This window comes from Massilia sp. BGA-UO-ETr-WB1 (genome assembly GCF_059567845.1).
In genome coordinates, this window is record NZ_JCAQOT010000023.1 from 1 (window position 1) to 24,241 (window position 24,241).

Here is a 24,241-nt window from a genome sequence, read left to right on the forward strand (position 1 = left end):
TAGCAAATCGGTCCCACCCCTTCCCATCCCGAACAGGACCGTGAAACGATTTTGCGCCGATGATAGTGCTGCAACCAGTGTGAAAGTAGGTTATCGTCAGGCTAGTTATATGAAAAACCCCGCCAGGTGATCCTGGCGGGGTTTTTTGCTTTTCTGCTATGCTTTGCGCATGGAAATTAAGGCAATCACCGAAGAGCTGGCTGCCGCTGTGAAGGCTGTCAGGCTGCCAACTCGACCTGGCCACCTACCTGGGATAACCCAAGTAGGGAGTTGCCTTACTTGGCGATGAGCAGCAGGGTGCCGCGTCCGCACAAGCCGTAGGACGTGTTTTCGCCGCCGATCAGGTCCTCGCTGCCGGGGGCGCGCACTTGCGTGGCGCCTTCGGCCCAGCCGCAGCTGTCCGTCACGCGGTACCAGGTCTTGCCGGCGCCCGGCCACGGCAGCACGAAGTTCACCTGTGCGCTCCACGCGTTGTAGGCTACGTAAATCGCGGAAGCGCTGTCGCCGAACTCGCTGCCGTCGATGCGCCAGCCGATGGCATGGTTGGCCGCGTCGTTGAAGTAGGCCGCGTCCGCCACCTGGCCGTTCGGCTTGAACCAGCGCAGCTGTTCCATCACGTTGCCGTTGTTGTCCACGGCCGAGTAGAAGTTGGCCGGGCGCAGCGCCGGATGGGCTTTGCGGAAGGCGATCATGCCCTTGCTGAAGTTCTGGAAGTTGCTCTGGTCCGTGGTCCAGCTCCAGCCCTGCCAGTTCGCGCTGGAATCGAGGTTGTAGGGATTGTTGTTGCAGTTGAGGCTACGCAGCGCCTCGTCGCCGCCCACCACCATCGGCACGCCGGCCGACAGCATCATCAGGGCCATGCCGTTGCGCGCGGCTTTGCGCTGATCGGCTGCGATGTTGCCCTGGTCCCAGCTGTGGTTGTTGTCCTCGCCACCGTCGCTCACCCCGTATGGCCATGGCTGAGTGTTGTTCTTGCTGTTGCAGCTGTACAGGTCCTTCAGCGTGAAGCCGTCGTGCGCGGTGATGAAGTTGACCGAGTTCCATGGCTTGCGGCCGTCGTCGCCGTACAGGTCGCTCGAGCCGGCGAAGCGGGTGGCCATGGAGCCGGTGGTGACGGTGACCGAGCCGAGCTGGTTCTGGCTTGAGCGCACCATGTCGCGGTACAGGCCGTTCCACTCGGACCAGCCGGCCGGGAAGCCGCCCACCTGGTAGGAGTTGCCGCCGATGGCCCACGGTTCGGCGATCAGGTCGACGCCGCTGCCGCCCGCCGCGGGGCGCGGCGGCAGTTCGGCCACGATGCGGTTGAGCGCATTGGCGCTGTCGGTCTTCAGGAAGTTGAAGCAGCCGTGTTCGCAGGTGTTGCCCAGCACCGAAGCCAGGTCGAAGCGGTAGCCGTCCACGCCCAGCGTGTCGCGCCAGTAGGCCAGCGAATCGACGATCAGGTTCTGGGCGATGGGGTTGCGGGTGTTGTAGTTGCCGCCCACGCCGGTGTTGTCCCACGACGACTGCATGTCGCTGGTGAGCGAGTAGTAGGTGGGGTTGTCCAGGCCGCGCATGCTTTGCACGTTGTAGGTGGTGGTGTCGCTGCCGGACCAGGCGCCGCCTTCGCCGGTATGGTTGTAGACCACGTCGATCAGCACCTTGATGCCCTGGTCGTGGAAGGCCTTCACCATTTCCTTGAACTCGCGGGTGGGGCCGCCCGGCGTCTTGTCGGCGGCGTAGCGGCGGTCGGGCGCGAAGTAGTTCAGCGTCATGTAGCCCCAGTAATTGTCGCCGGTGGTGCTGGTGGGATCGGCGTCGTTGGTGTCGTTCTGGGTTTCCTGCACCGGCAGGAACTCGATGGCCGTCACGCCCAGGCTGGCCAGGTAGGCCGCTTTCAGGCCTGCGCCCTTGTAGGTGCCGCGGTAGGCGGCGGGAATGCCGGTGTCGTTCATGGTCAGGCCGCGCACATGGGCTTCGTAGACGATGTCGTCCTTCAGCGCGCGGGTCGGCTTGGTGCCGATGGACTGCGTGTCGCCGGCCAGCACCATGCCTTTCGGCGCCGACGAACCGCTGTCGATATTGCGGTACAGCGCGCCGCTGGCGTAAATGGTGCCGTTGGTCATGGTTGGCGTGGTCGGGTCATGGCTCAGCTCGCGGGCGTACGGGTCGCTCAGCAGCTTGTTCGGGTTGAAGCGGTTGCCCGCCGCGTCCACGTCGCTGATGAATCCGGTGGCCGAGCCCTTGGTCCAGGCTGCGTTGTAGGGCCAGTTCGGACCCCAGGCGCGGTAGCCGTAGTAGACCGTGCCGGTGATGCCGTAGCCGGCCAGTGCGGCGGCCGTCACATTGGCGCTCCAGATATTGCCGCTGCCCTTGGTCAGCACCAGGCGCGCTTTTTCCGCCGTGCCGGTGGCGCTGCTGTACAGGTAAAGCTCGATGCGGGTGGCGCGGCTGGAATAGATGCGGAAGTTGACGCTGGTTTTGCCCGCGTCATAGGCGGCGCCGAGCTGGCTGGCGTTGATGGCGGCGAGGGCCGGGGAGGGCGTGGCCAGCAATAAGGTGGCGGACAGCGCGGCGGACAAGGTGGAAAGCGCAAGCGCGCCCAGGGCGGCGCTTGCGGTGCGGCGTAGTTTCATAAAGTCTCCGTTGTTTTAGTATGTACTTTTACTACTGTGCGGCGATAAAAATGTACGCTCGTATACGTAAAGCGTCAACGAGCACGCACATGGTTGTTGTAGTTTCATTACATGCAGGGTGGAAGTTAGAATACCAGGATGCGCCTGCTCATCATCGAAGACAATCCCGGCATTGTCGCCAACCTGTACGAATTCTTTGAACCCAAAGGCTATGTGCTCGACTCGGCGGTGAACGGCTACACCGGCCTGGGCCTGGCCAGCCAGCACCGCTACGACGCCGTGGTGCTGGACGTGATGCTGCCCGGCCTGAACGGCGTGGAGCTGTGCCAGAAGCTGCGCAACGAGCTGAACGACGCCACCCCGGTACTGATGCTGACCGCGCGCGACACCGTGGCCGACAAGGTGGCCGGCTTCGACGCCGGCGCCGACGATTACCTGGTCAAGCCCTTCTCGCTGGTGGAGCTGGAGGTGCGCCTGAAGGCGCTGGTGCGGCGCGCCAGGGGCAGTCACGCGGCGGCGTCCGTGCTGCGCGTGGGCGAGCTGAGTTTCGACACCAGCACCTACACCGCCACCCGCGCCGGCCGCCCGCTGGCGCTGACCAGGACCGGCTACGTGCTGCTGCGCTGCCTGATGCGGGAGGCGCCGCGCCTGGTGCCGCGCGAAATGCTGGAGCAGGAAGTGTGGGGCGAGGACCGCCCCGACTCGGATGCGCTGCGCACCCATCTGCACGCGCTGCGCCAGGCGCTGGACAAGCCCTTTCCCTTCCCGATGCTGCGCACCGTGCCCGGCATCGGCTACAAACTGGTGAGCCACGAAGGAGAGCCGCAATGACGGCGGCCAATTCCCTGCGGCGCCATATCGTTGTCGCCTACACGCTGTATTCCTTCGGCTTCGTGCTGTTTTTCGCGCTGATCGCCGCCTTCGCGGTGGAGGGCATCGAGGAGCACCTGGTCGACAACCGCCTGCGCGAAGTGGCCGAGTGGGCCGCGCCGCGCCAGGCCGGCAACCTGCCGGTGGAAATGCCGGCCGGGCTCAGTTTCCACCGCGGCGCCGAGATTCCGCAGTCGCTGCGCGGCCTGCCGCCCGGCGTGCAGGAAAAAACGGTGGACGGCGTCGGCCTGCACGTGCTGGCCGGGCACGACGAGATGGGCGACTACGTGGCGGTGGACCACGAAAGCGATTACGAAAAAGTGGAGCTGGTGGTGTATTCGGTGTTCGCCGTCGGCTTTGTCGGTTTCCTGCTGTTCTCCTATTTTCTGGGCGGCTATGTGGCGCGCCGGCTGGTGACGCCGATCACGGACCTGGCCGAGGCGGTGCGGGCCGACAGTCCCAGCCTGCCGCTGCAGGACCGCCAGGACGAGCTGGGCGTGCTGGCGCGCGCCTTCGCCGCCCATACCGCGCAGCTGCGCGACGTGCTGGAGCGCGAGCGTTTCTTCACCGGCGACGTCAGCCATGAACTGCGCAGCCCGCTGACCGTCATCATGGGCGCGGCCGAAGTGATCATGGCGCAGGGCGAGGGCGGCGCCGGCTACGCGCAGGCGGCGCGCATTTACCGCGCCGCGCAGGAGGCTGCCGAGTGCGTGACGGTATTGCTGCTGCTGGCGCGCGCACCGCAGCTGGAGCAGCAGGCCGAGGTCGATATCGGCCAGGTGGCGCGGGGGGAAACGGAACGCTATCAGCACCTGGTGGCGGCGCGCCAGGTGCGGCTGGTGTTTGAGGGTGAGGGCGGCCCCGGCAGTGCCGGCACCTTCGCCGTGCGCGCGCCGCGCGAGCTGTGCATGAGCGCGATCGGCAACCTGGTGCGCAACGCTTGCCAGTACACCGACAGCGGCACGGTCACCGTGCGCATGGGGCCGCGCAGCGTGAGCGTGGAAGACACCGGTCCGGGCTTGCCGGCCGCCGTGCGCGCGGCGCTGGCGGGGGCGGAGCAGGGGGGCGTGCCGGCTGCCGGGGGCGCCGGTTCGGCCGGCACCGGCCTTGGCCTGGCCCTGGTGCGGCGCATCTGCGGCTACCTTGGCGCCAGCCTGGCGCTGGAAGACCGGCCCGGCGGCGGCAGCATCTTTGTGATCCGATTTGCAGAAAAATAACGCAAGGTTTAACGCGGCCTTAACGCCGCGTTGACGCTGGTTTGACCGCCTGCTGGCTATAGTGGCCCTGTCTTCGCCATGCCCTCTGGAAACCTTGTGACTGTCAAATTCGCCCCGCGCCTGAGCGCGCCCATGTTCACGCTGGCCGCGTCCGCCTTCCTGGTGGCGGCCTACAACCACAGCTTCTGGCAACGCTTCCTGCTGGCCACCGGCGGTTTCAGCGTGGCCAACCTGCCGCTGCTGGTGGCCACCTTCCTGCTGCTGGTGCTGGCCTTCAACGCCTGCCTGAGCCTGGTCAATTTCCGCTTCCTCATCAAGCCCGTCGTCATCGCGCTGCTGCTGGCCACTTCGGCGGCCACCTATTTCATGAACGAGTACGGCACCCAGATCGACCGGGCCATGATCCAGAACGTGGTGGAAACCGACGTGCGCGAAGCGGGCGAACTGTTCAGCCTGAACATGCTGCTGACCATAGGCTTGCTGGGCGTGCTGCCGGCCCTGCTGGTGGCGCGCACCAGGCTGACGTTTGCGCCGCCCGGCCGCCACTTGCTGACCAACGCCGGCGTGCTCACCGGTTCGCTGTTGCTGGCGGCCGCCATCCTGCTGCTGTTCTTCAAAAGCTACGCGCCGGCCGTGCGCGAGCACCGCGAACTGCGCTTCCTGCTGACCCCCACCAACTACATCCAGGCCGCCAACAGTTTCCTGAAGCAGAAATGGGCCAAGCCGCAGGTGGTGGCGCCGCTGGGCCGGGACGCCGCCAGGAGCGTCACCTGGGCCGGCCAGACGCGCCGCACCGTCACCGTGCTGGTGGTCGGCGAAACCGCGCGCGCGATGAACTTCTCGCTCAACAAATACGGGCGCAACACCAACCCGCTGCTGGCGCAGCAGCCGGGGCTGATCAACTTCAGCAATGTGTCCTCGTGCGGCACGGCCACCGCCGTGTCGGTGCCCTGCGTGTTCTCCGCCCTGGGCCGCGAAAACTATACGGACACCAGGGCGCAGGGCCAGGAAGGCTTGCTGGACGTGCTCAAGCACGCCGGCTTCGACGTGCTGTGGCGCGACAACAATTCCGGCTGCAAGGGCACCTGCGCGCGCGTGGCCTACGAGGACTGGTCGCAGCCGGTGGCCGGCGATCCGCTGTGCACCAGCGAGGAGTGCTACGACGAGAAGCTGCTGGAACGCCTGCCCGAGCTGATCCGCGCGGCGAAGAACGACCTGGTCATCGTGCTGCACCAGAAGGGCAGCCACGGTCCGGCCTACGCCAAGCGCTATCCGGCCGGTTTCGGCAAGTTCGGCCCGGTGTGCGAGACCAACGAACTCGAGAAGTGCACGCGGGAGCAGATCACGGCGGCCTACGACAACACCATCCTGTACACCGACTATTTCCTCGACAAGGTGATCAAGCTGCTGCAGCAAAGCAGCGCCGACGACGGCGTGGACACCGGCATGATGTATTTCTCGGACCACGGCGAATCGCTGGGCGAGAAGAATATGTACCTGCACGGCGCGCCCTACATCATTTCGCCGCCCGAGCAGCGCCGCGTGCCCTTCATGCTGTGGTTCTCGGACCGCTACGCGGAACGCTTCAAGATCGACCGCCGCTGCCTGGCCGCGCGCGCCAGCCAGCCTTTCTCGCACGATAACGTGTTCCATTCCGTGCTGGGCATGCTGGACGTGAGCACGGCCGTCTACAATCCCGCGCTGGACATGTTCAACGCCTGCACCCATGGATAAGGAGCTGCTGGGCTGGCCCGCGCTGCGGCGGATTGCGTGGCTGCTGGCGGGGGCCGCGCTGGTGATCCTGCTGCTGGGCATGGGCGATGCCGACCTGCTGCTGGCCGACAGGATGTTCGACTTCCGCGTCCACGAATTCCCCTGGCAGCACGCCTGGCTCACCGAGCGCTTCGGCCACGGCATGCTGAAAACGCTGCTGACCCTGCTGGGCGCCGTGCCGCTGGCGGCCTGCGCCTGGGATATGCTCCAACGGCGGTTGCAGGGGCGGCTGGGACGCGGCGGGGCGCTGCCGGCCTGGTGGCGCCTGCGGCTGGGCTTGCTGTCGTGCTGCGTGATCCTGGTGCCGCTGCTCACTTCCATGCTGAAACGCGCCAGCCGCTCGCACTGCCCGTGGGAGCTGGAGCGCTACGGCGGCTACCAGCCGTACTACCGCCTGCTGGAGCACATGCCGCGCTGGGTGGAGTCCGGCCACTGCCTGCCGGGCGGGCACGCGTCCAGCGCGCTGTGGCTGGTGGGGCTGGCCGTGTTCTGGCTGCCGCACGATGCGCGCAAGGCGGCCGGCGTGGCGTTGGCGGCGCTGGGCTTCGGCGCCGCCGTGGGCTGGATGCAACAGATGCGGGGAGCGCACTTCCTTACCCACACGCTGTGGTCGATGTGGATCGCCTGCGCCGTGCTGGCCGCGCTGCTGGCCGCGCACCGGGTGCTGCGGGCCGGCAGGCAGGTCGCCGACGCGGCCGGATCCACCGCATAAGTAGCGGGCAAAGTGCTGGGCAAGCCGGGGAGTTGAGTTGTATTATTCATCATGTCACTCAACGAAAAGGTATCCCATGTCAGCTGAAGCAAAAAAATTTCGCCTGGTAACCCGCAGCGACTTTGACGGCCTGGTATGCGCTGTGCTCCTGAAACACCTGGACATGATCGACGACATCCTGTTTGTCCACCCCAAGGACATGCAAGACGGCAAGATAGCGATCAGTGACAAGGACATCACGACCAATCTGCCCTACGTGGCGGGCGCGCACCTGGCATTCGACCACCACCTGTCGGAAACCATCCGCAACACCGGCGAACGCGGCAACCACATCATCCACCCCGAAGCGCCGTCGGCCGCGCGCGTGGTATACGACTACTACGGCGGGCTGAAGGCCTTCCCGGCGTCGTGGGACGGCATGATGGCGGCGGTGGACAAGGGCGATTCGGCCCAGTTCAACCGCGAGGAAGTGCTCAATCCGCAGGGCTGGGACCTGCTGAACTTCCTGATGGACGCGCGCACCGGCCTGGGCCGCTTCCGCGAGTTCCGCATCTCGAACTACAACCTGATGATGGACCTGATCGACTACTGCAAGAACCACACGATCGAACAGATCATGGAACTGCCGGACGTGAAGGAACGCAAGGAGCTGTATTTCGAGCACAGCGAGAAGTGCAAGGACCAGATCCGGCGCTGCTCCACCATCCACCAGAACCTGGTGGTGCTGGATTTGCGCAAGGAAGAGACCATCTTCGCCGGCAACCGCTTCATCATCTACGCCATGTACCCGGAGACCAATATCTCCATCCACGTGCTGTGGGGGCTGAAGAACCAGAACACCGTGTTCGCCACCGGCAAGTCGATCCTGAACCGCACCTCCAAGACCAATATCGGCGCGCTGATGCTGGAATACGGCGGCGGCGGGCACGAGAACGCCGGCACCTGCCAGGTGGACAATGAACGCGCCGACGACGTGCTGGGCGCGCTGATCACGCGCATTACCCACGAGGGCTGAGAAGGGCCCGGACGCGGGCTGCACGCCCCGGACGTGAAAAAGGCGCCTGAGGTGCCTTTTTTTATGCTTCTTTTTCCGGCAGCGCGACCTGGTTGTCGGTGCTGAACTGGTAGTCCTTGAACACGTGCTCGGCGGTGAGCAGCTGGTAGGTGCCGTCTTCCTTCTTGTGCGAGGTGTCCTTCAGGCGATAGGTGTAGTGGCCGCAGGTCCAGCAGTTGAAGTTGCGCATGTGGGTGCACAGGCAGGTCTTGTCCATCACCGAAATGCCCTTGTCGCTGCCGCCGTTGGCGACCACTTCGCGGTTGTAGGCGTTGATGTAGGAGCAGTTGCCGGTGGCGTCCAGCAGGTAGCCGTAGGATTCGCAGCCGGGGCGGATGCCGGCGCCGATGGCCGGCGTGTTCTTCAGCATGCGCATCGGGTAGCCGGTGGGCGACACGCCGTTGACGATGATGTCCTCTTCGCTGGCCTTGAAGTATTCCTGCTTGACCTTCTCCGGCAGGCCGCATTCCTTGGTCACCGTGAAGCGGGTGGCCACCTGTACGCCGGCCGCGCCCGCTTCCAGGAAGGACACCGCGTCGCTGCCGGTGAACACGCCGCCGGCCGCGATCACGGGGATATCCAGGTTTTCGTTCTTCAGGTAGGCCAGCACTTCGGCCACGATGGTGTGCAGGTCGTAGTCCTTCCAGTCTTCCATGCCGAAGCCGAGGTGGCCGCCGGCCAGCGGGCCTTCGACGATGACGTAGTCCGGCGCGCGGTTCAGCTTGGCGTTCTTGCGCAGGAAGATCTGCAGCGCGCGCACCGACGACACGATGATGCCCAGCTTGGCTTCGCGGAAGCGCGGATGGTCGGCCATCAGCGCGAAGGAGCCGAAGTGCAGGCCGGCCGACAGCGTGATGCCGTCGATGCCGGCGTCCAGCGCCGCGTTCAGGCGGGTGCGCAGGGTTTCCTTGGGGCCGTTCATGGTCAGCTTTTCCATGCAGTTGACGAAGATCAGGCCGGGGCCTTTCTTCGCCGCCATGGTGCTGCCGATGTGGCGGCGCTGCGCGTCGGCCAGGCGCTCGAGGTCGAACTGCACCACGGCCTTGTCCATGTTAAAGATGTTGTACTTGTAGAGCTTGGTCTTGTCCTTGACGAAGGTGGTGTCGAACTTGCGGTCCGACACGTCTTCCACCATGGCGTCCGAGATGTGGCCGATGCCGCCCAGCCGGGCCGCCTCCAGCGCCAGTTCGGAGGTGGAAATGTCCACGCCCATGCCGCCTATCATGATGGGTACGTATTCCTTGTCGCCAAAGCGCAGGCGGAAGTCGTCTACTCGTTTCATTGCACAGTCCTTAACTACGTGGCGCCGCCGGGCCGGAGCGGCCCGCGGCAGGGTGCGGCGGGCGCACCGGGTCGGTATCCTGGGGGAAGATCAGTCGCGGAAGTTGTTGAATTCCAGCGGGGTGTCCTTGACTTCCTTGCGCAGCATGGCCATGGCCGCCTGCAGGTCGTCGCGCTTGGCGCCGGTCACGCGCACCGATTCGCCCTGGATGCTGGCCTGCACCTTCATCTTGCTGTCCTTGATGATGCGGGTGATCTTCTTGGCCGCCTCGGTTTCCAGGCCGTTCTTGATCTTGATGACCTGCTTGACCTTGTCGCCGCCGATCTTTTCGATCTTGCCCTCGTCCAGGAAGCGCACGTCCACGTTGCGCTTGCCCAGCTTGTTGATCAGCACGTCCTTCACCTGGGTCAGCTGGAAATCCGAATCCGCGTAGGCGGTCAGTTCGGCTTCCTTTTGTTCGACATTGGCGCTGCTGCCCTTGAAGTCAAAACGGGTGGTGATTTCCTTCTTTGCCTGATCGACGGCATTGCGCACTTCGATCATATCGGCTTCGGAGACTACATCAAACGACGGCATGTTGCTTTCCTTTAATTAGTGCGGTGGCGCCCATGGTGCAGCGCCGCGTAAAAAGATGTGCCATTTTAACGGACAACGGACCGAACGCTCGGTCGTTTTTGACGTGATTTTTCGACTTTCCCACTATAATCGACCAAAAACCTGACCCGGCCATGCACTTGAACCTCCCCCTTTGTCACAACTACTCCCTGCGTTCGCTTAACACTTTCGGCATCGACGCCCAGGCCGCCACCTATTTGCGGGTGGCCTCGGCGGAACAGCTGCAGGCGGCGCTGGCCGATCCCGCGCTGGCCGCGCTGCCGCGCCTGGTGCTGGGAGGCGGCAGCAACCTGCTGCTGACCGGCGACTTCCCCGGCCTGGTGCTGCACATCGCCATCCACGGCCGCGAGGTGCTGGAAGGCACGGCCACGCACCACCACGTGCGCGCGGCGGCCGGCGAGAACTGGCACCAGTTCGTGCAGTGGACCCTGTCGCACGGCCTGGACGGGCTGGAAAACCTGTCGCTGATCCCCGGCACGGTGGGCGCGGCGCCGATCCAGAACATCGGCGCCTACGGCGCGGAGACCAAGGATTACTTCCACAGCCTGACCGCCTACGATCCGGCCGGCGGCCGGCTGGTGGAGATGAACGCGGCCGACTGCCGCTTCGGCTACCGCGACAGCGTGTTCAAGCAGGAAGCGGGGCGCGGCCTGATTATCGTGGGCGTCACCTTCGCCTTGCCGCGCGCCTGGCAGCCCAACCTGCGCTATGCCGAACTGGCGCAGGCGGTGGCGGAGCAGGGCTTCGACAGCCCCAGCGCGCAGCAGGTGGCGGACACGGTGATCGCCGTGCGCCGCCGCAAGCTGCCGGACCCGGCGGACATCGGCAACGCGGGCAGCTTCTTCAAGAATCCGGTGGTCAGCGGCGAACAGTGCGCGCAGCTGCTGGCGCGGTTCCCGGCGCTGGTGCACCACAAGCAGGCCGACGGCAGCGAGAAGCTGGCGGCCGGCTGGCTGATCGACCAGTGCGGCTGGAAGGGCCGCAGCCTGGGTGCGGCGGGCGTGTACGAGAAACAGGCGCTGGTGCTGGTGAACCGGGGCGGCGCCACCGGCGCCGACGTGCAGCGCCTGGCGCAGGCGATCCAGGACGACGTCCAGGCGCGTTACGGCGTGCGCCTGGAGCCCGAGCCGGTGTTCGTTTAACCGGCGGCCGAGACCACGCGGTTGCGGCCGGTCTTCTTGGCCGTGTACAGCGCGCGGTCCGCGCTTTCGATCAGTTCCTCGATGGTGGAGTGCGGCGAGGGCACCACGCTGGCCGCGCCGATCGACATCGTCACCACGCCGTAGGGTGTGGCCTGCGGATTGTCGATCGCCAGCTTTTCCAGGTGCTGCACGCACGATTGCGCCAGCGCCAGCGCGCCTTCCAGCCGGGTGTCCGGCAGCACGATGGCGAATTCCTCGCCGCCGTAGCGCGCCGCCAGGTCGGCCGGGCGCTTCAAGTGCGCGGTCAGCACCGCCGCCGTCTTCTTCAGGCACAGGTCGCCGGTCAGGTGGCCGAAGGTGTCGTTGTAGATCTTGAAGAAGTCCACATCGCACAGCAGCAGCGACAGCGGCTGGCGCTCGCGCTGGCCGCGCTGCCATTCCACTTTCATGGTCTCGTCGAAGCGGCGCCGGTTGGCGATGCCCGTCAAGCCGTCCAGCGCGGCCAGCTTTTGCAGTTCGATATTGGCGTCGGCCAGGTTCTTCTGGCTCTCTCGCAGGAAACGGAAGGCCTGGTCGCGCTGCAGCCGGCTGATGTGGGCGGCCGAGTGGTAGCGCACGCGCGCCAGCAGTTCCAGCTTGTCCGGCAGCTTGACGATGTAGTCGTTGGCGCCCACGGCGAAGCTGTGCGCCTTGAGCTTGGGGTCTTCCTTGGCCGACAGCACGATCACCGGCACTTGGCGCGTCAGTTCGTCGGCGCGGTAGGCCTGGATCAGCGCAAAGCCGTCCACCGATGGCATCACCAGGTCCTGCAGGATGACGGTGGGCTGCAGCTGGCCGGCGGTCTGCTGCGCCAGCGTGGCGTCGGTCACGTAGTGGAATTCGATGTCGGGCTGGTCGCTGAACATGCGGCGCACCGCCTCGACGATGATCAGCTGGTCGTCCACCAGCAGGACGCGCACCTTGAAGGCGGTGAGGGCCGGTTCCAGCTCGGCTGGAACGGAAAAGCTTTCAGACATTGACGCTCTCTTGGTTGCTAGCCCCGGCTGCCGGTGGTGCTGCGCAGCATGGGGCCGATCTTATCTAACGGCAGCACCAACTGTGCTGCATCCAGCTCGGCCGCCGCGCGCGGCATGCCGTACACCGCGCTGCTGGCCTGGTCCTGCGCGATGGTGGTATGGCCCGCGCGCCGCATGGCCAGCAGGCCTTCGGCGCCGTCGCGGCCCATGCCGGTCAGCAGCACGCCCACCGCGTCGCCGCGCCAGTGCTGCGCCACGCAGCGGAAAAACACGTCGACCGAAGGCCGGTAGGCATAGTCCTTCGGTGTCGCATCGTAACCCAGCCGGTAGTCTTTATCCAGTACCAGATGGTCGTTGCTCTTGGCGATGAGCACCGTGCCGGGCGCCAGCTCGTCGCCGTGCTCGATGGCGCGCACCGGCATCTGCAGCTGCTCGCCCAGCCACTTGGCGAAGTGCTCGGCGAAGTTTTCGTCGATATGCTGCACCACCACGATGGCGCAGCCGGGCGGCGGCAGCCAGCCGGCCAGGATCTTGGACACCGCCAGCGGACCGCCGGTGGACGCGCCGATCGCCACCAGCTTGGTCACCGGGGCTTCCCTGCGCTCGGGCGCGGCGGCGCTGCGCGGCTGCATGGCCTGGCTGCCGCCGCTGTGGCGTATCAGCTTGTCCATGGTCTTGATCTTGGCCAGCAGTTCGGCCGCGCCGTCGGCCCGTCCTTGCAGCATGGGGGTGGCGGTCACGTCGAGCGCGCCGGCGCCCAGCGCGCGGAACACCTGGTTGACGTTGTCCTGCGGCCGCCCGGTCACCACCAGGATGGCGCACGGGCTCTGCTCCATGATCTGGCGCGTGGCCTCCACCCCGTCCAGTTCCGGCATGTTCAAGTCCATCAGCACCAGGTCCGGGCGGTTTTCGGCGCACATGCGCACCGCTTCCACGCCGGTGCGGGCGATCCACAGCACCTGGTGTTCCAGGGTGCTGGCCACCACCCTGCGCAGCGCTTCGGCTGCCATGGCGACGTCGTTGGCGATGGCGATTTTCATTTGCGTGCGTCCCCTATCAGGTCGGCCACGGCGTCGAGCAGGGTCTCGTCGTGGAAGCTGCCTTTGGTCAGGTAGTAGTCGGCCCCGGCCGACATGCCGCGCGCCCGGTCTTCCGGGCGGTCCTTGTACGACACGATCATCACGGGCAGTTTGTGCAAGTGCAGGTCTTTCTTGATCAGGTTGACCAGTTCGATGCCGTCCATGCGCGGCATGTCCACGTCGGTGATCACCAGGTCGTAGTCGCCGCTGCGCACCACGTTCCAGCCGTCGATGCCGTCGATGGCGATGTCCACCTCGAAGCCGCGTCCGACCAGCAGCTTGCGCTCCATTTCGCGCACCGTGAGCGAGTCGTCCACCACCAGGATACGCTTCATGCGGCGCTTCTCGCCGCGGTTGCCGCGCGCCAGCTGGTGCAGGCCGCCTTCGTGCAGCAGCTTGTCGATCGACAGCAGCAGGTCCGGCACGTCCAGGATCAGCACCGGCTCGCCGTCGTCCAGCAGGGCGGCGGCGGAGATGTCGCGCATCTTGCCGAAGATCGGGTCGATTGCCTGCACCGCCAGGCTTTGCTCGCCGCGTATCGCGTCCACCACCATGGCGTAGCGGCGCATGCCGGTGCCGATCAGCACCACCGGCAGTTCGGCCTCGGTGGCGCCGCTGTCGCCCAGTTCCAGCACCTGGGCCGCCGACACCAGTCCCAGGTGCTCGCCGGCGTGGTCGAAGAACTGCTTGTTCTCCAGCGTGTGGATGTCGGCCTGCGGCACCTTGATCACCCGTTCCACCTTCACGATGGGGATGGCGTAGGCCTCGCCCTTGATGTCCACCACCAGCGCGCGCACGATCGACTGCGTCAGCGGCAGCGTGATGTAGCTGCGGAAGCCGAGCCCTTGCTCGGACTCGAGCCGCACGGTGCCGTTCTGCTGGCGGATGGTGTCGTGCACGATGTCCAGGCCCACGCCGCGCCCGGAGATCTCGGTGGTGTTTTCCTTCAGGCTGAAGGCCGGCAGGAACAGGAACTCCAGCAGCTCGGCCTGCGACATGGCGGCGGCCATGGTGGCGCTGGCCATTTTGCGTTCGACCACGGTGCTGCGGATTCTTTCCGGGTCCACGCCGCGCCCGTCGTCGCTGATCTCGATGCTGAGCATGCCGGCGCGGTGGCGCGCCTCGAGCAAGATGGCGCCGGTGGCCGGCTTGCCGAGCGCCACCCTTTCTGCGGCCGGCTCCATGCCGTGGTCGATGGCGTTGCGCAGCATGTGGTTGAGCGGGCTTTCGATCTTGGCCAGGATGTCGCGGTCGACCAGCGTATCCTCGCCGTCGATGCGCAGCTGGACGTCCTTGCCCAGGCTGCGCGCCAGGTCGCGCACCATGCGCGGGAAGTGCTGCACGCCGTCGCGGAAGGGGCGCATGCGCAGCGCCAGCACTTCGTCCACCATGTTCTGCGACACGGTGAGCAGGCGGCGTTCCCAGTTTTCGAAATCGGCAATCTGCTCCAGCACGAACTGCTTGAGGGGCTGGGTTTTTTGCAGGGCCAGCAGCGACTTTTCCTTCAGGCCGGCGTCGGCGCTGCCGGAGACGGCTTCGTGCAGCTGCTCGATCACCGTGAACAGGCTGGCCTGGTTGCGCTTGAAGCGCTGCATGGCTTGCAGCATGGGGTGCATCTGGTGCGCGTTGATGCGCGATTCGCTGGCCAGCGACAGCAGGCGGTCGAAGTTCTGCGCGGCCTTCATCGGCGCCATGACGCGGGCGCCGGGGACAACGGCGGGTTCCTCGGTTTCCACGGCGGCCATGTCGGCCAGCAGCGCGGCGATGTCGGGCGGCGTCGGCGCGGCGGCGGGGGCGGACGGGGGTGTGGGCTCTGTCATCGGAATGGCCACGGCGGCGGGCGGCGGCGGGCTGGCGTAGCTGTCCACCGGCTCCGGCAGGAAGGCGATGCCGGCGATGCTGTCCATGGTCTTTTTGATCTGCGCGCCGTTGGCGGCCAGCCAGGGCGCCACGCCGTTGTCATCCAGGCGCGACACCTGCAGTATCAGGTCCACGCCCGCCAGCAGCACGTCGACGCGGTTGGGCGTCAGTTTCAGCTTGCCATGCTGGGCGGCGATGAAGGCGTCCTCCATGCCGTGCGCCAGCTGCACCACCACGTCCAGGCCGACGATGGCGGCCGCGCCCTTGATCGAATGCGCCGCGCGCATCATCGGTTCGACCGCGCTGGCGTCGCCGCCGTGGCGCTCCATGGCCAGCAGGCCGTCGGTCAGGATCACCGTCTGCGCGTCCGCCTCCATGCGGAACAGCTCCTGCATCGAGAATTGGCTCAGGTCGCCGTTATTGTCCTGGCTCATCGCAGCGTCCTTGCAAGTTGGTAGCCGAGCAGGCCGGCGTCGAGGCAGCCGATTTGCATGCCGTCGTGCGTGATCACGCCGGTCAGGTAGCGCGACAAGCCTTTGTTGATGGTAGCGGCGGGCGCCAGCACGTCGCCGGACGCGTAGCGCAGGATGCCGTGCAGGTCGGCCACCGGCAGCGCGTAGGGCTGGCCCTCCCATTGCACCAGCAGCAGCCGGGCGAAGGTGTGGCGGCCGGTGCGGGCCACGCTTTCCGTTTCGTCCACTTCCAGCAGGGCGGCCAGCGAGATGCAGGGATAGAGCTTGCCGCCGACGTTGACCACGCCGGCCAGGCCGCGCGCGTTGCGGTGCGGCAGGCGGTGCGGCGCGGCTTGCGGCGCCACCGACAGGAACACGGACGTGGGCAGCGACAGCCACTCGCGGCCGATGCGGAACACCAGGCAGGAGCTGTCGAGCTGGGCGCGGTTGTCTTCGGGCTGCCGGAAGTGCTCGGCCCAGTCCTGTTTGTAGGCCGCGTCCACCGGGCGCTGCAGGTTGCGCTGGGCGGCGCTGGCGTAGACGTCGCAGTTGCGGCAGTGGACGAACTGCTGCAGCTTGGCGCAGCTATGGTCGCCGGACACGCCGATGCGGTTCCAGCAGTCGTTGATGTCCTGGATGGATTGTTCGGCGATGGTCATCATGGGGCAGCTCTCATGGTTCTGCTCTTACGGCGCGGTTCGTTTGCTGGCGCTGGTAGATGCGCGCGGCGCGCGCCTTGAGCGTGGCCGCGCCGCTGCTGTTGCCGGACTGCTCGGCCAGCAGCGCCAGGTGGCACAGGGCTTCGTAGTGGTCGGGCTGCAGATAGATGCAGCGGCGCCAGTGCTCCTCGGCCTGCGCGGTCTGGCCGGCGTGCTCGCTCAGCATGCCGAGTATGAAGTAGGCGCCGGCGGTTTCCGGCGCCGCCGCGAGCACCGCCTGGCAGGCTGCCGCCGCTTCCTTGCTTTCGCCACGGTCGGCCAGCTCGCGCGCCTGCGCCAGCAGTTCGGCGGGGGAGGGTTGTGCCGCTGCCGCCTTGCCCCGGCTGGCGGCGGGCTGCGGACGGTCCGGGGGCGTGGCCGCCGCCGGGGCGGGCGTGCGCGCGGCGGCGCGCGCTGGCCGCGCGACCTTGCGGCGCTCGGCGGCGAAGGACGGCGGGATGGCGGACGGCGCCGTTTTTGCAGGCGCGGCCGGCGCAGGGGCCGGCGTGTCTTTCCTCAAGCCGAAGGCCTGCCGGTGCGGCAGCGGCGCGAAGCCGTGGTGCGTGAACGAGGGCACTTCGGCGTAGCCCGCGAACAGGATGCCGTCGTCGGCCAGCAGCGCGGACAGGCGTTCGATGGCGGCCTTGGTGGTCGGCTTGTCGAAGTAGATCAGCAGGTTGCGGCAGAAGATGATGTCGTAGCGGCGGCCGCACGCGTCGAGCTCCAGCAGGTTGCCCTGGCTGAAGCGCACCTGCGCGCGTATGGCATCGCTGATCAGATACTCGTCGTTGCCAACGCTGGTGAAGTGGCGCTCGCGGAAGGCCAGGTCCTGTGCGCGGAAGGCGTTGCGGCCGTACACGCCCTTGCGCGCGCGGGCCACGCAGCCCGGGCTCAGGTCGCAGGCGTCGATGCTGAAGGCGCTGCGCGGCACGTCCGCGTCGCACAGCGCCATGGCCAGCGAATACGGTTCTTCGCCGCCGGCGCACGGCACCGACAGGATGCGCACCGGGCGCGCGGCCGCGCCGGCGGGACGGCGGGCCAGCCGCTCCTGCACGAATTCCACCGCCACCTGGAACGCCTGCGGATCGCGGAACAGCCACGATTCCGGCACCACCACCAGTTCCACCAGCTCGGTCAATTCTTCCGGCGTCAGCGTGGCCAGGTAGTGCTCGCGATTGACCTCGCCGGTGAGCTCCATGCGTTCGCGGATGGCGCGGTCGGCCGCCGACTTCGATACGGTCAGCCCGGTCACCCGGCGCAGCATGGCCTGGGCGCTCATGGCGCGGCCGCTCCGGTCCCGGCTCCGGCTCCGGTTTCGGCGGCCTGGAACAGCGCCGCGCGCAGGTCCGGCGGCAGCAGCCGCTCCGGCTCCACCAGCTGCACGATGCCGGCGCCGTCGTCCGCCACGTCGCCCAGGAAGGGCGCGGCCTGCACACCGCTGTCTGCCAGCGCATGGCCCGCCACCTCCTGCACCCCCAGCACGCGTTCGGCCAGCAGGCCAAGCGCGCGGCTTCCTTGCGGCGTGGGGTAGTCCACCACCACGATGCGGGTGTCCACGTGCTCCGCGCTGGCGGCGCCGCCGGCCAGGCGGGCCAGGTCGATCACCGGCACCGTGCGGCCGTGCAGGTTCATCAGCCCCGCCACGGCGGGCGGCGCCAGCGGCAGGCGCTTGAGTTCCATCAGCGGCAGCACCCGCTGCACCACGTTCAGGCGCAGCCCGTAGCGGTCCTGGCCGATGTGGAATACCAGCAGTTTCATGGAGTGCGCCTTACACCGTCACGGCGAAGTTGGCCACGCTGGCCTGCAGGTCGCCGGCCGCGTACTGCAGCTGGTGCACCGCTTCGCTGGTCGCCCTCAGCGATTCCACGGTCTGCTGGGTGGCGTCGTTCAGCTGCATCATGGTCTCGGTGATCTGCTGCGCGCCCACCGCCTGCGACTGCATGCCCTGCAGCACGGCGTCGAACTGCGGCGCCAGTTTCTGCACCTGCACCATCACGCCCGACAGCTGGTCCGTCACCTGGCGCACTTCGCCCACGCTGCGGCGCACCTCCTCGGAGAATTTGTCCATCCCCATCACGCTGGCCGAGACGGCCGACTGCATCTCCTTGAGCATCTGCTCGATGTCCCAGGTCGACACCGAGGTCTGGTCGGCCAGGCGGCGGATCTCGGTGGCCACCACCGAGAAGCCGCGTCCCGCCTCGCCGGCCTTCTCGGCCTCGATGGCCGCGTTCAGCGACAGGATGTTGGTCTGGTCGGCCACCTTGGTGATGGTGGTGAGCACGCTGTTGATGTTGCTGGCCTTCTCGGACAGGGCGGCCAGCTTGGCGCTGATCGAATCGGTGGCCGACACCATGTGCTGCATGGTCTCGTCCATGCGTTTCAGGTTGTCCTGCGCCTCGGCGGTGGCGCTGGTGGTGTAGTCGGCCACGGCGGTGGCGCCTTCCATGGTCTGCAGCAACTGCGCGGTGTTGGCCGAGATTTCCTTGGTGGTGCTGAGCACCTCCACGCTGGTTTGCGCCTGCTCCACGCCGGTCGCTTCCTGCTGCTTGGCCGAGGCGGCGATCTCGGTGGCCGAGGTGGTGACCTGGATGCCGGCCTTCTGGATATTGTTGAGCAGCGCGCGCAGGTTGTCGAACATGGTGGCCAGGCCGTGGCCCAGCTGGCCGATGGCGTCGCCGCCGCCCACCGTGACCTTGCCGGTCAGGTCGCCGGAAGCGGCCTTGGACACCACCGCCAGCAGCGAATCGACCTTGGAACGCAGCAGGTTGGTGTCGGCCAGTTCCCTGGCCTGGCTGTCCTGCATGGCTTGCGCCATGCGGTTGAATTCCGTGGTGACCTGGCCCAGTTCGTCGCCTGAGATGACGGCGGCGCGTGCCGACTGCTCGCCGGCGGCGATGCGGCCGACCGCCTGGGTCAGGTTGGTCAGCGGCGCCATCAGCGCCTGCGACAGCACATAGGCGATCATCACGCCCAGCACGATGCACGCGGCGCCGCCGGCCAGCAGCACCACCAGCATGGAGCGCTGCAGCTCGGCGGACTCCCGGGTGCGCACCGCCAGCAGCCGGGATTCCTCCGCCGATGCCGCCTCCAGCTCTTCGTGGACGGCTCGGATCAGCGGGCTGCCTTGCCTGAGCTGGGACTCCGGTGCGCGGCCGATGGCGTCCGCCGCGCCGGGCGCGTCGCCCAGTTGCGCGCGGCGCGCCACTTGCGGCTCGATCACGCCCTTAACCCATTGGTCGACCTGCACGCGCACTTTGTCCAGGCGGGCCAGCTGGGCCGGATTGTCGCGGGTCAGTTCGCGCGCCTTCAGCAGCGAGGCCGACACCTCTTCCAGCTCGCCCTTGATGCGCGCCGCGCGCGCCGGGTCGCCGGTCAGGTAGTAGCCGCGCGATTCGGCCTGCACTTCCAGTATGTCGTTGCTGACGCGGTCGATCGCCAGCAGCACGTCCATCGTGTGCCTGTCCCAGCCGTTCGCTTCGGACAGGCGGTTGAAATTGTTGTAGGCCACCAGCAGCAGCAGCGTGATGATGGCGAGAATGGCGCCAAAGCCGAAGTAGAGTTTCTTCTTGATACTCAGGTCTTTGAGCATATGTTCTCCGTATTCCAATGGCAATACGCCATTCTGCCATGGGCCGCGTCCGCCATGAAGGGAAACTGCACTGCTACGCGTTCACCGAAAACGTCGCCACGCTGCTTTGCAGCGCGCCGGCCGCGTACTGCAGTTGCTGCACCGCTTCGCTGGTCGATCGCAGCGATTCCACGGTCTGCTGGGTGGCGTCGTTCAGCTGGGTCATGGTCGCGGTGATCTGCTGCGCGCCCACCGCCTGCGACTGCATGCCCTGCAGCACGGCGTCGAACTGCGGCGCCAGTTTCTGCACCTGCACCATCACGCCCGACAGCTGGTCCGTCACCCGGCGCACTTCGCCCACGCTGCGGCGCACCTCCTCGGAGAATTTGTCCATCCCCATCACGCTGGCCGAGACGGCCGACTGCATCTCCTTGAGCATCTGCTCGATGTCCCAGGTCGACACCGAGGTCTGGTCGGCCAGGCGGCGGATCTCGGTGGCCACCACCGAGAAGCCGCGTCCCGCCTCGCCGGCCTTCTCGGCCTCGATGGCCGCGTTCAGCGACAGGATGTTGGTCTGGTCGGCCACCTTGGTGATGGTGGTGAGCACGCTGTTGATGTTGCTGGCCTTCTCGGACAGGGCGGCCAGCTTGGCGCTGATCGAATCGGTGGCCGACACCATGTGCTGCATGGTCTCGTCCATGCGTTTCAGGTTGTCCTGCGCCTCGGCGGTGGCGCTGGTGGTGTAGTCGGCCACGGCGGTGGCGCCTTCCATGGTCTGCAGCAGCTGCGTGGTGTTGGCCGAGATTTCCTTGGTGGTGCTGAGCACCTCCACGCTGGTTTGCGCCTGCTCCATGCCGGTCGCTTCCTGCTCCTTGGCCGAGGCGGCGATCTCGGTGGCCGAGGTGGTGACCTGGATGCCGGCCTTCTGCACATTGTTGAGCAGCGCGCGCAGGTTGTCGAACATGGTGGCCAGGCCGTGGCCGAGCTGGCCGATGGCGTCGCCGCCGCCTACCGTGACCTTGCCGGTCAGGTCGCCGGAAGCGGCCTTGGACACCACCTCCAGCAGCGAGTCCACCTTGGAACGCAGCAGGTTGGTGTCGGCCAGTTCCCTGGCCTGGTTGTCCTGGATGGTTTGCGCCATGCGGTTGAACTCCGTGCCCACCTCGCCCAGCTCGTCGTTCGACACCACCGCCACCCGCGCCGACTGTTCTCCGGCGGCGATGCGGCCCACCGCCTGCATCAGCAGGCCCAATGGCGTGAGCAGGGCGCGCAGCAGCAGCCAGCCGATCCCGATCGCCAGCACCACGGCCACGGTCCCGCCGCCGCCCAGCAGCCAGGCCTGCGCCTGCTGCAGCTCGCGCGCTTCGGCCGAGCGCAGGCCCAGCAGCCGGGTTTCTTCGGCGCTAAGGTCCGCCAGCAGCTTGCGCACCTCGGCAATCACCTTGGCGCCATTCAGCACGTCGGCCGCCGTGGCCACCTGCTGCGACACGCCCACCTGCTTGTTCAACTCGCGCCGCTTGTCGAGCAACGGATGGATGATGTTCTGCACCCAGTCCTCGGCCATGGGGCCGAGCTGCTTCAGGCGCGCCTGCTGCTGCGGATTGTCCTGGGTCAGGGCCAGGGCGCGCGCCACGTGGCGGCGCATGGCCTCCTCCTCGCGCGGGATGATCTGCACCAGGCTCTCGTTCCCGGTCAGCATGAAGCCGCGCGTGGAGTTCTGGATCTGCAGCACCGCGTTGGCAATCTGGTCGGCCTCCAGCAGCACCTCCAGCGAGTGGCGGTCCCACGCGTTGGCGTCCGCCAGGCGGCTGAACTGGTTGTAGGAGAGACCGAGGAGGAGCAGGAGGGTGGCCACGATGGCGCCGAAGCCGGCGGTGAGCTTGGTTTTGATGCGCATGTCTTTCATGGATTCTCCCGGCGGTGATATGGCAATGTAGCACCGTCGCCCGGAAAAACAAAACGGGCCGCACTGGGCGGCCCGTTCGGATGCGGCGTGACTATGGCACGACCGCGGCGCGGCGGTCTTACTGGCCGCGCTTCAGGCGTGCGTTGGCGGCGATGCGCATGCGCAGCGCGTTCAGCTTGATGAAGCCGCCGGCGTCGGCCTGGTTGTAGGCGCCGCCGTCCTCGTCGAAGGTGGCGATGGTCATGTCGAACAGCGAATCGGTCTTCGAATCGCGCGACACGACGATCACATTGCCCTTGTACAGCTTGACGCGCACCCAGCCGTTCACGGTGGCCTGGGTGTGGTCGATCAGGGTCTGGATCGCCACGCGCTCAGGCGCCCACCAGTAGCCGTTGTAGATCATCGACGCGTAGCGCGGCATCAGGTCGTCCTTCAGGTGGGCCACTTCGCGGTCCAGCGTGATCGATTCGATGGCGCGGTGCGCCTTCAGCATGATGGTGCCGCCCGGGGTTTCGTAGCAGCCGCGCGACTTCATGCCGACGTAGCGGTTTTCCACCAGGTCCAGGCGGCCGATGCCGTGCTTGCCGCCCAGGCGGTTCAGTTCCGTCAGCACGGTGGCCGGCGACATGCGCACGCCGTTCAGGGCCACGATGTCGCCCTTTTCGTATTCGATGTCCAGGTATTCCGGCTGGTCGGGAGCCGCTTCCGGGCTCACGCTCCAGCGCCACATCGATTCCTCGGCTTCGGCGCTCGGGTTTTCCAGGTGGCGGCCTTCGAAGGAGATGTGCAGCAGGTTGGCGTCCATCGAGTACGGCGCGCCGCCGTTCTTGTGCTTCATGTCGATCTCGATGCCGGCGTCTTCCGCGTACTTCAGCAGTTTTTCGCGCGACAGCAGGTCCCACTCGCGCCACGGGGCGATGATCTTCACGCCCGGCTTCAGCGCGTAGGCGCCCAGCTCGAAGCGCACCTGGTCGTTGCCCTTGCCGGTGGCGCCGTGCGAGATGGCGTCGGCGCCGGTCTCGTTGGCGATCTCGATCAGGCGCTTGGCGATCAGCGGACGCGCGATCGAGGTGCCCAGCAGGTATTCGCCTTCGTACACGGTGTTGGCGCGGAACATCGGGAACACGAAGTCGCGCACGAATTCTTCGCGCACGTCGTCGATGTAGATGTTCTCAGGCTTGATGCCGAACTTGATCGCCTTGGCGCGTGCCGGCTCCAGTTCCTCGCCCTGGCCCAGGTCGGCCGTGAAGGTGACGATTTCGCACTGGTAGTTATCCTGCAGCCACTTCAGGATCACGGAGGTGTCCAGGCCGCCGGAGTAGGCGAGGACTACTTTTTTGATGTCGCTCATGGTCGTTCCATTCTTGATAGGTAGTTCGGTATTTTATCTTGCCGGACGGCGCGCAGGGCGGGTTGGCGGCGGAGCCGCGTAACCCGCCATTGCATCATTTGCCGTCCAGGCGCCCCAGCAGCAGGTACTCGATCAGCGCCTTCTGGATATGCAGGCGGTTCTCGGCTTCGTCCCAGACCACCGACTGCGGGCCGTCGATCACCTCGGCCGACACTTCCTCGCCGCGGTGCGCCGGCAGGCAGTGCATGAACAGCGCGTCCGGTTTGGCGCGCGCCATCTTGGCCGCATCGACGATCCAGCCATCGAAGGCCTTCAGGCGGGCCGCGTTCTCGTCCTCGTAGCCCATGCTGGTCCACACGTCGGTGTTGACCAGGTCCGCGCCCTCGCAGGCGTCGGACGGGTTGGCGAAGAAAGTGTAGCGGTCGGTGGAGACCAGCGACATGTCCATGTCGTAGCCCTTGGGCGTGGACACGTTGACGTGGAAGCCGAACACCTCGGCCGCCTGCAGCCAGGAGTACAGCATGTTGTTGGCGTCGCCCACCCAGGCCACGGTCTTGCCGGCGATGGAGCCGCGGTGCTCGTAGTAGGTGAAGATGTCGGCGAACACCTGGCAAGGGTGGTGCTCGTTGGTCAGGCCGTTAATCACCGGCACGCGCGAGTAGGCGGCGAAACGCTCGATGATGTCCTGGCCGAAGGTGCGCACCATGATCACGTCGCACATGCGCGACATGACCTGGCCGGCGTCTTCCACCGGCTCGCCGCGGCCCAGCTGGGAGTCGCGCGTGTTCAGATAGATGGCGGCGCCGCCCAGCTGGTGCATGCCGGCCTCGAAGGAGAGGCGGGTGCGGGTCGAGTTCTTGTCGAACACCATCACCAGCGTGCGGTCGACCAGCGGGTGGTAGATCTCGTAGTTCTTGAATTTGCGCTTGATGACGTGGGCGCGCTCGATCACGTATTCGTATTCATCCAACGACAAGTCGGAAAACTGCAGGTAGTGCCGAATCGGTTTTTGGGTAGACATAGTGACAACG

Annotated in this window: 19 protein-coding genes and 1 rRNA gene; 7 read left to right on the forward strand and 13 right to left on the reverse strand. The window is 66.5% G+C overall.

What is annotated here, in order from left to right; genetic code table 11:
• Nucleotides 1-102 (forward strand): 5S ribosomal RNA (rrf, locus tag AC56DV_RS08470); the annotation flags it as partial.
• A gap of 173 nt (nt 103-275) precedes the next feature.
• Here the strand turns inward: rrf and AC56DV_RS08475 are convergent.
• A complete protein-coding gene (locus AC56DV_RS08475) occupies nt 276-2,615 on the reverse strand; it encodes a glycogen debranching protein (protein ID WP_496313865.1) in 2,340 nt (779 codons plus the stop codon).
• A 138-nt stretch (nt 2,616-2,753) separates the two neighbouring features.
• Here AC56DV_RS08475 and AC56DV_RS08480 point away from each other — a divergent pair, with 138 nt between their 5' ends.
• From AC56DV_RS08480 to AC56DV_RS08500, 5 genes are all read left to right on the forward strand, one after another.
• Entirely contained in the window at nt 2,754-3,446 is a 693-nt protein-coding gene (locus AC56DV_RS08480; RefSeq protein ID WP_496313866.1) for a response regulator transcription factor, read from the forward strand.
• The gene (locus AC56DV_RS08485; RefSeq protein WP_496313867.1) at nt 3,443-4,702 is read left to right on the forward strand and encodes a sensor histidine kinase; all 1,260 of its coding nucleotides are present in this window, start codon (nt 3,443-3,445) and stop codon (nt 4,700-4,702) included. Before AC56DV_RS08480 ends, AC56DV_RS08485 begins: the two co-directional genes overlap by 4 nt.
• 96 nt (nt 4,703-4,798) lie before the next feature.
• Nucleotides 4,799-6,436: a phosphoethanolamine transferase gene (locus AC56DV_RS08490; protein WP_496313868.1), complete on the forward strand. Its 1,638-nt coding sequence runs from the start codon at nt 4,799-4,801 to the stop codon at nt 6,434-6,436.
• Nucleotides 6,429-7,187: a phosphatase PAP2 family protein gene (locus tag AC56DV_RS08495; protein WP_496313869.1), complete on the forward strand. Its 759-nt coding sequence runs from the start codon at nt 6,429-6,431 to the stop codon at nt 7,185-7,187. The genes AC56DV_RS08490 and AC56DV_RS08495 overlap by 8 nt, the downstream gene beginning before the upstream one ends.
• A gap of 76 nt (nt 7,188-7,263) precedes the next feature.
• Nucleotides 7,264-8,202, forward strand: coding sequence for an exopolyphosphatase (locus tag AC56DV_RS08500; RefSeq protein ID WP_496313870.1), 939 nt, complete (start codon nt 7,264-7,266; stop codon nt 8,200-8,202).
• Between the two features lie 61 nt (nt 8,203-8,263).
• Here the strand turns inward: AC56DV_RS08500 and AC56DV_RS08505 are convergent, their stop codons facing one another.
• Complete coding sequence (locus AC56DV_RS08505; RefSeq protein WP_496313871.1) at nt 8,264-9,523, reverse strand: nitronate monooxygenase; 1,260 nt, start codon at nt 9,521-9,523, stop codon at nt 8,264-8,266.
• Between the two features lie 90 nt (nt 9,524-9,613).
• On the reverse strand, nt 9,614-10,099 hold the full coding sequence (locus AC56DV_RS08510; RefSeq protein ID WP_025595779.1) for a YajQ family cyclic di-GMP-binding protein: 486 nt from the start codon (nt 10,097-10,099) through the stop codon (nt 9,614-9,616).
• Nucleotides 10,100-10,251: 152 nt separating this feature from the next.
• Between AC56DV_RS08510 and murB the strand changes: the two genes are divergently transcribed.
• Complete coding sequence (murB, locus tag AC56DV_RS08515) at nt 10,252-11,280, forward strand: UDP-N-acetylmuramate dehydrogenase (protein ID WP_496313872.1); 1,029 nt, start codon at nt 10,252-10,254, stop codon at nt 11,278-11,280.
• On the opposite strand, the gene AC56DV_RS08520 is transcribed toward murB, so the two are convergent.
• The 10 genes from AC56DV_RS08520 to argF all read right to left on the reverse strand — a co-directional run bounded on the left by AC56DV_RS08520 (nt 11,277) and on the right by argF (nt 24,231).
• Nucleotides 11,277-12,296, reverse strand: a complete 1,020-nt coding sequence (locus AC56DV_RS08520; protein ID WP_496313873.1) for a diguanylate cyclase — start codon at nt 12,294-12,296, stop codon at nt 11,277-11,279. The two genes, murB and AC56DV_RS08520, sit on opposite strands and share 4 nt — an antisense overlap.
• A gap of 17 nt (nt 12,297-12,313) precedes the next feature.
• The gene (gene cheB / locus AC56DV_RS08525; RefSeq protein WP_496313874.1) at nt 12,314-13,336 is read right to left on the reverse strand and encodes a chemotaxis-specific protein-glutamate methyltransferase CheB; all 1,023 of its coding nucleotides are present in this window, start codon (nt 13,334-13,336) and stop codon (nt 12,314-12,316) included.
• Nucleotides 13,333-15,669, reverse strand: coding sequence for a hybrid sensor histidine kinase/response regulator (locus tag AC56DV_RS08530; RefSeq protein ID WP_496313875.1), 2,337 nt, complete (start codon nt 15,667-15,669; stop codon nt 13,333-13,335). Before AC56DV_RS08530 ends, cheB begins: the two co-directional genes overlap by 4 nt.
• A complete protein-coding gene (locus tag AC56DV_RS08535; protein ID WP_496313876.1) occupies nt 15,666-16,349 on the reverse strand; it encodes a chemotaxis protein CheW in 684 nt (227 codons plus the stop codon). Before AC56DV_RS08535 ends, AC56DV_RS08530 begins: the two co-directional genes overlap by 4 nt.
• 10 nt (nt 16,350-16,359) lie before the next feature.
• Entirely contained in the window at nt 16,360-17,664 is a 1,305-nt protein-coding gene (locus AC56DV_RS08540; RefSeq protein ID WP_496313877.1) for a CheR family methyltransferase, read from the reverse strand.
• Nucleotides 17,661-18,143 carry a chemotaxis protein CheW gene (locus AC56DV_RS08545; protein ID WP_496313878.1) on the reverse strand — a complete coding sequence of 161 codons (483 nt, stop codon included), beginning with the start codon at nt 18,141-18,143 and terminating at the stop codon, nt 17,661-17,663. Before AC56DV_RS08545 ends, AC56DV_RS08540 begins: the two co-directional genes overlap by 4 nt.
• A gap of 10 nt (nt 18,144-18,153) precedes the next feature.
• Nucleotides 18,154-19,974 carry a methyl-accepting chemotaxis protein gene (locus AC56DV_RS08550; protein WP_496313879.1) on the reverse strand — a complete coding sequence of 607 codons (1,821 nt, stop codon included), beginning with the start codon at nt 19,972-19,974 and terminating at the stop codon, nt 18,154-18,156.
• 73 nt (nt 19,975-20,047) lie between these two features.
• Complete coding sequence (locus tag AC56DV_RS08555) at nt 20,048-21,859, reverse strand: methyl-accepting chemotaxis protein (RefSeq protein ID WP_496313880.1); 1,812 nt, start codon at nt 21,857-21,859, stop codon at nt 20,048-20,050.
• Between the two features lie 118 nt (nt 21,860-21,977).
• Complete coding sequence (locus AC56DV_RS08560; RefSeq protein WP_496313881.1) at nt 21,978-23,210, reverse strand: argininosuccinate synthase; 1,233 nt, start codon at nt 23,208-23,210, stop codon at nt 21,978-21,980.
• Between the two features lie 94 nt (nt 23,211-23,304).
• Nucleotides 23,305-24,231, reverse strand: a complete 927-nt coding sequence (argF, locus tag AC56DV_RS08565; RefSeq protein ID WP_496313882.1) for an ornithine carbamoyltransferase — start codon at nt 24,229-24,231, stop codon at nt 23,305-23,307.
• Nucleotides 24,232-24,241 lie beyond the last annotated feature (10 nt).